The organism is Escherichia sp. AM3 (assembly GCF_032029835.1).
GTDB lineage: Bacteria > Pseudomonadota > Gammaproteobacteria > Enterobacterales > Enterobacteriaceae > Escherichia > Escherichia coli.
Window position 1 is genome coordinate 1 of sequence record NZ_JAVUPQ010000287.1, and the last position, 1,442, is coordinate 1,442.

Below are 1,442 nucleotides of genomic sequence, written 5' to 3' on the forward strand. Positions count from 1 at the left end.
ATATAATCCTGAAGGTGCAGAAAATGGAAACCTTATTCAAAGTTTTTGAAAAATTTAGTTCCAGACCCCTTTTTTTTATTTTTTTTGGACTCTCACTTTGTGAATTTTTTCAGGAACAATCAGTTCTAATGAATCCATCAGCAGATAACATCGCCAAATTATTTGCAGCGATGATATTAGTTGTTTTTTTAACCTGGGGGTTTGAATGGCTAATTTTTAAGTTCAATGTAAACCTCGAACCTCATGATCAAGGCGATATTGGACCAATGATTGGAACGGCTGCTTTAGCTGTATACTTGGTTTATGCCTTTCATTTTCTCAGTGAAAATCCTGAAGCATTAAATTTAAAGTTATTGACTAACTCTGGTTTTATATACAGCACAACTCTATTATTATTCTCATTAGAAAGTATGAAGCTTAGAAGACTTAAACAAAAGTAAACAACATCATTGCGATGATAAATACAAAAGAGGTATGGCGGTAAATCACCATACCTAAAACATAATAATTTTGGTAGTATCGGTGATACATAATCCACACCAATATTGGAGCGATACTGAGACGCTATAGCCTGATATCTTTCTCCATAACCAATTCTAAGTTGAGATTTAAGATACGTTTTTTTTCTTTCCCTTTTTCTTTCCCTTTTTCTTTTGGGGTTTGTCGTGATGTGAATAATATATCTTTGGTTTCAGATTAAATCCTTCAACAACTTCCTTCCAAGTTTGAACCGCTAATAAAAATTGAATAGAATTGATGTCAATTAATTTTTTAGCTTTTGTAGTAGTTGAGATCCATAAAACCACATCAGTAATTGTCTCTTCAAATTTTACTACTCCTCTTACTATAGTTTGAATTGTAGTTTTTGACTGTTCAATATTATAAATTAGATCATGCGGTTTATCTGATATCTTTACAGCAATAATCTCTCCATTTTTATAAAGATCTGCAACTTCAACATTGTAGTCCTTGCCATTATCACGTAAGGATGGTATTTTTTTTAGCTGGCGATCTAGAAGTATATAACCTTTCTCATCAGACATCTTTTCATTAAAATAATACTCTCTATATTCTAATTTGTCTTTAGAAGTTCCTTCTGCGATTTGTTTTATTTTTTCAGCTTGCCATACTTTGAAGTCGTCTTCCTTAAGAGCATCTTTAACCTCAAATTTTATACTGGCTAAAGAAGTAGACAAATACTTCATAAAAGCAGAGTTAAATCGACTCCATCCTCCCCTCTTAAGGAAGAAGTGCTCACTGCCCTCGCTATAAGTAATGCTCAATATTTCTTTTAACGAGGCTGTATGACCACTGTTATTTTCATTAGTTATCTTAACAAAAACTTTATTGACATCTTTTATATCGTTATTTTTTATGAATTTCTTTACATCTACTATTTTTATGTCATTAATTTTATCTGATGATTGAAGATACTTCCCACT

The 1,442-nt window shown here is 31.6% G+C and carries 2 protein-coding genes; one reads left to right on the plus strand and one right to left on the minus strand.

All coding sequences use genetic code 11. The annotated features are described in order from the left end of the window. Positions 1-440: hypothetical protein (locus RTW80_RS25160; RefSeq protein WP_312720777.1), on the plus strand; the 440-nt coding region annotated here is incomplete at its 5' end. 168 nt (positions 441-608) lie between these two features. Here RTW80_RS25160 and RTW80_RS25165 read toward each other — a convergent pair. Further along, positions 609-1,442, minus strand: an 834-nt coding sequence (locus RTW80_RS25165) for a DUF6119 family protein (protein ID WP_312720779.1), incomplete at its 5' end; no start/stop codon positions are given.